The sequence below is a fragment of the Vibrio sinensis genome, assembly GCF_003605645.1.
GTDB classification, from domain to species: domain Bacteria; phylum Pseudomonadota; class Gammaproteobacteria; order Enterobacterales; family Vibrionaceae; genus Vibrio; species Vibrio sinensis.
Genome location: NZ_QVMU01000001.1, coordinates 848,526 through 854,525 on the forward strand (window position 1 = coordinate 848,526; position 6,000 = coordinate 854,525).

Here is a 6,000-nt window from a genome sequence, read left to right on the forward strand (position 1 = left end):
TAAAGACTAAAAAGTACAAAAAAGGCTCCATCTCGGAGCCTTTCTTCTATTACAAAATAGATTTTATCAATACTATTTCATGATACGAGCTCTAAAGCTACGACCTTTCATTTTACCGTTTTGAAGAGATTGCTCAGCCAACTTAACGACTGAGTTATCAACGGCTACGTAAGAAACCATCGCTAATATATTGATTTTACCAATCAATTTACCATCAATGCCCGCTTGTTTAGTCAGCGTACCTAAGATATCACCAGCGCGAACTTTTTGTTTCTTGCCACCTAGAATCTGAATAGTACGCATTGCTGGGTAATGTGGTTTGTATTCTGTCGGTTCTGGTAGAGTCGCTGGATGAGCTTCAATACCCATGTACTCTTCAATACGAGCGATGCGATGTAGCTCTTTCTCACTATAGAAAGTAATTGCTACACCTTTTGAACCCGCACGACCAGTACGACCAATTCGGTGTACGTGTACTTCAGGATCGCGTGATAATTCAAAGTTGAATACCGCATCCAAATTGTCTACGTCCAGACCACGTGCCGCTACATCCGTTGCAACAAGAATTGAAATACTCTTGTTAGCAAACATAGTTAACGCTTGCTCACGCTCACGTTGCTCCATATCACCATGCAGTTCAATCACGCTAAAACCACGGTGATGCAGTTCGTCAGTCACGTTTTGAACTTCTTTTTTGGTATTACAGAAGATCACTGAAGACTCAGGGCGAAGCGTTAGCAATAAAGCATTCAATGCTTCGTCACGGTCTTCTTGAGTTTCAACTTGGTAAAAACGTTGTTCAATCGTTGATGTCTCGTGAGTCGATTCCACTTTCACCATTTCTGGTTCTTGCATCACTTTCGCAGCAATCTTTTCGATTTCTTTAGGGAAAGTAGCACTAAATAGTAGTGTCTGGCGTTGAACTGGTGCATGAGAAATGATCGCATCTAGCGCATCTTGGAAGCCCATATCAAGCATACGGTCTGCTTCATCAAGTACTAGCGTATTTAGCTCGTCTAGGTTGATACGGCCTCGTGTCATGTGGTCAAGAATACGGCCCGGTGTACCCACTAAGATGTGTGCACCGTGCTCCAATGAACCAATTTGTGGTCCCATTGGCATACCACCACATAGCGTCAGTACTTTAATGTTATGAATACCACGTGCCAATGTACGAATTTCAGTCGCAACTTGATCCGCTAATTCACGTGTAGGACACAGTACTAATGACTGCACACGGAAACGTTGCACGTTCAGGTTGCTAAGCACACCTAATGCAAACGTTGCTGTTTTACCAGAACCGGTTTTGCCTTGACCAATCACGTCTTTACCTTCAAGCACTAGAGGCAGACTTTGAGCTTGAATCGGCGTCATTTGGGTGTAGCCCAAAGAATCTAGAGTGGTAATCAATTCAGGCTTAAGAGAAAGCGTAGTAAACGGAGCAGTCAAAATGGTGTCCTTAATGGAAATTTTTGGTATAGGGGCGCGTACTATACCGAGTTATTGTGAAATAAAAACAAAAACCGCTTTCAATGAAGCGGTTTAATAAAAATTTAGTGTGTTAGCTTAACGTAAACCATGTAAGAACTCAGCACGTGTTGCTGGGTTGCTTTTAAAAATCCCGCCAAGTGCAGTTGTAGTCGTGACACTCGTTGCATCCATCACCCCACGTGATTTCACGCAATAATGAGTCGCATCAATAGTGACGGCAACATCATCGGATTCCAACAATGTCTGTAATGCCACCAAAATTTGCTGCGTCATACGCTCTTGAACCTGCGGACGCTGAGCAAAAAAGCGAACAATGCGATTGATCTTAGAAAGACCAATAATTTTTCCACGAGGAATATAAGCAACAGCGGCGCGACCATCAATCGTAACTAAATGGTGTTCGCAAGTACTGGTTACAGTGATGTCTTTCACACGAACCATTTCACTCACGTTCATTTTGTTTTCGATAACGGTAATTTTAGGAAAGTTGGTATAATCCAAACCTGAGAAAATTTCGTCCACATACATTTTTGCGATGCGCTGTGGCGTTTCTTCTAAACTATCATCCGTAAGATCAAGTTCCAATAGCGTTAATATTTCACGCATATGGTGCTGAATTTTTTCTTTTTTCTCTTCACGGCTAATTTGGTTTGGCGCCATAGGCGTTTCTAAACCACGTTGATGTAAGGCGGCTTTCACCAATTGTGCAGACTTGCTAAGACCTGACATTCCACTTCCTCTTAACTAACCCCTTAACGGCGGGTGGTAAGGATACTCGGATTCAATATGAATTACATCCCTAATTTCTTTGATGATTTGATACCTTGTTCATCACTTTTTACGAGTTCAACAAAGTGAATTATTGCCAAGGCAGAATTTATGATAAAGTTCACTCAAATTATAATACGTTAGGAAATCATCATGGGCTGCTGTGACGCTCCAGGCTTAATGCCTCTCGAAGATGCGATGGAAAACATGCTATCGCGGATTAAACCTATCCAAACCACATTACGTTTACCAGTCGCTGAAGCTTTGGGCTTCGTTTTGGCTGAAGATATCTTGTCGCCGATTTTCGTACCACCTTTTGATAATTCTGCAATGGATGGATATGCCATTCGTATTGCAGACCTTGCACAGTCAACAACGCTGCCAATGGCGGGTAAATCATTTGCAGGTCAACCGTTCGATGGTGAATGGCCTGTAGGCACATGTATCCGCATCATGACTGGCGCTAAAATCCCAGAGGGTTGTGACGCCGTCATCATGCAAGAAAATACCGAAGTCACTGAACACGGTATTCAGTTTAATCAAACTGACGTTAAGCCTCAAAACAATATCAGACCAACAGGTGATGACATCAACCTTGGTGATTTGGTCTTGCCGCAAGGTGCGCGATTAACTCCTCGTGATATTCCAATGATCGCAACGCTCGGTGTTAGCCATGTCACTGTGGTTCGTAAACCTAAAGTCGCGTTCTTCTCTACTGGTGATGAATTAAAACCGTTAGGTGAGCCATTAGAAGATGGTCAAATCTACGACAGCAACCGCTATGGCATTAAACCGCTTATCGAAAACTTTGGCTGTGAAGCGATCGATCTGGGTATCATTCCTGATTGCCCTGAAACTTTAAAAGCGACATTCGAACAGGCTCAAACTTTGGCGGATGTGGTTGTCACCTCTGGCGGCGTGAGTGTTGGTGAAGCGGACTACACCAAAGATATTTTAGAAGAATTAGGTGAAATCGGTTTCTGGAAGCTTGCCATCAAGCCAGGCAAACCTTTCGCTTTTGGTAAACTATCGACAGCATGGTTCTGTGGTCTACCGGGTAACCCGGTTTCTGCGGTATTAACCATGTACGTATTGGTTCAACCTATGCTTGCGAAACTGGCCGGCCACACCGAGTGGAAAGAACCGGAATCAATCCCTGCTATTACCAAGACTGCATTTAAAAAAGCACCCGGTCGAACTGATTACCAACGTGGTGTTTACACCATTGAAAACGGTCAATTTGTCGTTGAAACAACTGGAAACCAAAGCTCTGGTGCATTCCGTTCAATGAGCCTTGCTAATTGCTTTGTCGTGTTAGAACGAGAACGTGGTCGTGTTGAAGTTGGCGAAACAGTCAACATTCAACTATTTAACTCAACGCTGTACTAGGAGCAAGCCTTGGAGATTTTGTCCGATCAGGAAATGTTACGCTATAACCGTCAAATCATTCTTAAGCAGTTTGATTTTGACGGTCAAGAAGCGTTAAAGCAGAGCTCCATTCTGATCTTAGGCGCTGGCGGTTTGGGCTGCGCTTCGAGCCAATACCTCGCGGCTGCAGGTGTTGGCAAGTTGACGTTAGTGGATTTTGACACCGTTGAGCTATCGAATTTGCAGCGACAAGTCCTGCATCATGACGGCGATATCGGTAAGAAAAAAGTCGATTCGGCTGCTGAAGCATTGCGTGAGTTAAATCCACACGTTCAAATCGATACCATTGATCAACGCTTAGATGATGATGCCCTAGCCGCTTTAATCTCTCAGCACTCTTTGGTGTTAGATGCCAGTGATAATGTAGACACGCGCAACCAACTCAACCGACTTTGCTATGCAAATAAAACGCCATTAGTCTCCGGCGCAGCAATTCGCATGGAAGGGCAAATCAGTGTCTTTACCTATCAAGATCCCAACGAGCCATGTTACCAATGTTTAAGTAGTCTTTTCGGTTCAGGTGCCCTTACCTGTGTCGAAGCGGGTGTTATGGCTCCTGTCGTTGGCATTGTCGGCGCAGTTCAGGCAATGGAAGCGATTAAAGTGATTGCCAATTATGGCCAACCAAAGCAAGGGAAAATTCTCATCTTAGATGCCCTGACGATGTCATGGCGTGAAATGAACTTGATGAAGATGCCAAGTTGCGTGGTTTGCTCGACTCAATAAAGGCGCCACTCTAAGGTATTCACTTTCCGTAGCACGATTTCAAAGCCAGCATCACGCTGGCTTTTGTCTTTTTCTCGACTCTTTGACGCGTCAATGGCAGACAGCGCTCTAAATCTTTCGTTTTTCCGCTACTCTAGATAGGACAGGTATAGCAAAATGGATGGTATAGCATAATCATACCGCTACATTTTCAAGCAGAACGATTTCAAGTCGGACGATTTCAGGTAGGAAAAGTTTAAAGTGGATAAGCCGATTATTTTTTTGAGCGCTTTAGTACTGATGGGTATCCTACTGTTAGGATTACTGTTTGTGACCCCTAAAGAACAAACACAGTTGAGTGCCAAGATCATTGAAACCACGCTTACTCAATCGCTCGACGGACAGCGTCGATTCGTAACGGTATCACTTAAACAAAATGGACAATATGAAAATATCGTCATCAGCGTACCCAATCATATCGACTGTTCAAATAGCCAACAGGCCACACTTGGACTAAAAAAAGATCTCTTTAATCGCTCTAACTACCAATTTATATCATGCCCTTAATATCGAATGACAAAGGAACTGCAATGAACCCACTTATCTCTGTCGACTGGTTAGTTCAACACATAGCTCAAGAAAATCTTGTGATACTGGATTGTAGTATCGATTTTCAAATCCCAGCCGAAGGCCCAAAAGACAAAGAGAATCTAATTCCTAATTCATTACGTTTTGATTATGACAACGTATTTTGTGATGCGGCTTCTCCTCTCCCACATATGATGCCGACAGAAGCGCATTTCAATCAGCAAGCTCAAGCTCTAGGGATCAATCAAGATTCTGTCATCGTTGTTTATGACAACAGCGGCACATTTGCGTCACCAAGAGCTTGGTGGATGTTCAAGGCAATGGGGCATAAAGACGTTTATATTCTCGATGGCGGCCTAACCGCATGGAAAGAAGCAAAGCAACCTTTAGTTCAGCAATATAAAGCCGTCACTACACAAGGTCACTTCGCTGGTAGCTTGAACCCAACTTACTTTGTCGATGCTCGACATGTCTCTGAACAAATCACTAACGATGAAAGCCAAACCGTCGATGCGCGTTCACGAGCAAGATTTAATGCCGAAGTTGCAGAGCCACGTGAGGGGTTACGTTCTGGACATATTCCCAATGCCGTTTGTCAGCCATTTGCTGAACTGATGGATGGACACAAGTTCAAATCTCCACAGGCACTAAAACCCATCATCGAAGCCAATATTCCAGATAATAAGCAGCAGTATATCTTTAGTTGTGGATCTGGAGTCACCGCGTGCATTGTACTCGTCGCGGCGGCAATTTGTGGCTATCACAACTTTGCTGTCTACGATGGTTCTTGGACAGAATGGGGACAAGACCACTCACTCCCTATCGAATAAACATCAACAGCAACATTCGATGATTTAAAAATACCCAGCAAGAGCTTAATGCTGATCGTTTTAAATAATTGAACGATCCTGAGCAGGGTTCATAATCGGTCTCAACATAGTTGAGGCCGATTTTTTTATGTCTGAGTTTTCTAAAGAGTTACAGATTACCGCTGAGTTTTGCCAAGAACATCATCTCAAT

General features: G+C 43.5%; 6 protein-coding genes. 4 read left to right on the plus strand and 2 right to left on the minus strand.

Annotated features, from left to right (window positions below; translation table 11 throughout):
* Positions 1-72: 72 nt before the first annotated feature.
* Together dbpA and folE are read right to left on the minus strand one after the other, a co-directional pair.
* Positions 73-1,449 carry an ATP-dependent RNA helicase DbpA gene (gene dbpA / locus DZ860_RS03520; protein WP_120029502.1) on the minus strand — a complete coding sequence of 459 codons (1,377 nt, stop codon included), beginning with the start codon at positions 1,447-1,449 and terminating at the stop codon, positions 73-75.
* Between the two features lie 117 nt (positions 1,450-1,566).
* Entirely contained in the window at positions 1,567-2,220 is a 654-nt protein-coding gene (gene folE / locus DZ860_RS03525; RefSeq protein ID WP_120029503.1) for a GTP cyclohydrolase I FolE, read from the minus strand.
* A 192-nt stretch (positions 2,221-2,412) separates the two neighbouring features.
* Here folE and moeA point away from each other — a divergent pair, with 192 nt between their 5' ends.
* The 4 genes from moeA to DZ860_RS03545 all read left to right on the plus strand — a co-directional run bounded on the left by moeA (position 2,413) and on the right by DZ860_RS03545 (position 5,810).
* Entirely contained in the window at positions 2,413-3,648 is a 1,236-nt protein-coding gene (moeA, locus tag DZ860_RS03530; RefSeq protein WP_120029504.1) for a molybdopterin molybdotransferase MoeA, read from the plus strand.
* 9 nt (positions 3,649-3,657) lie between these two features.
* Positions 3,658-4,413, plus strand: coding sequence for a molybdopterin-synthase adenylyltransferase MoeB (moeB, locus tag DZ860_RS03535; RefSeq protein WP_120029505.1), 756 nt, complete (start codon positions 3,658-3,660; stop codon positions 4,411-4,413).
* A 240-nt stretch (positions 4,414-4,653) separates the two neighbouring features.
* Positions 4,654-4,959: a hypothetical protein gene (locus tag DZ860_RS03540; RefSeq protein WP_120029506.1), complete on the plus strand. Its 306-nt coding sequence runs from the start codon at positions 4,654-4,656 to the stop codon at positions 4,957-4,959.
* A 23-nt stretch (positions 4,960-4,982) separates the two neighbouring features.
* On the plus strand, positions 4,983-5,810 hold the full coding sequence (locus DZ860_RS03545) for a sulfurtransferase (protein WP_120029507.1): 828 nt from the start codon (positions 4,983-4,985) through the stop codon (positions 5,808-5,810).
* Positions 5,811-6,000 lie beyond the last annotated feature (190 nt).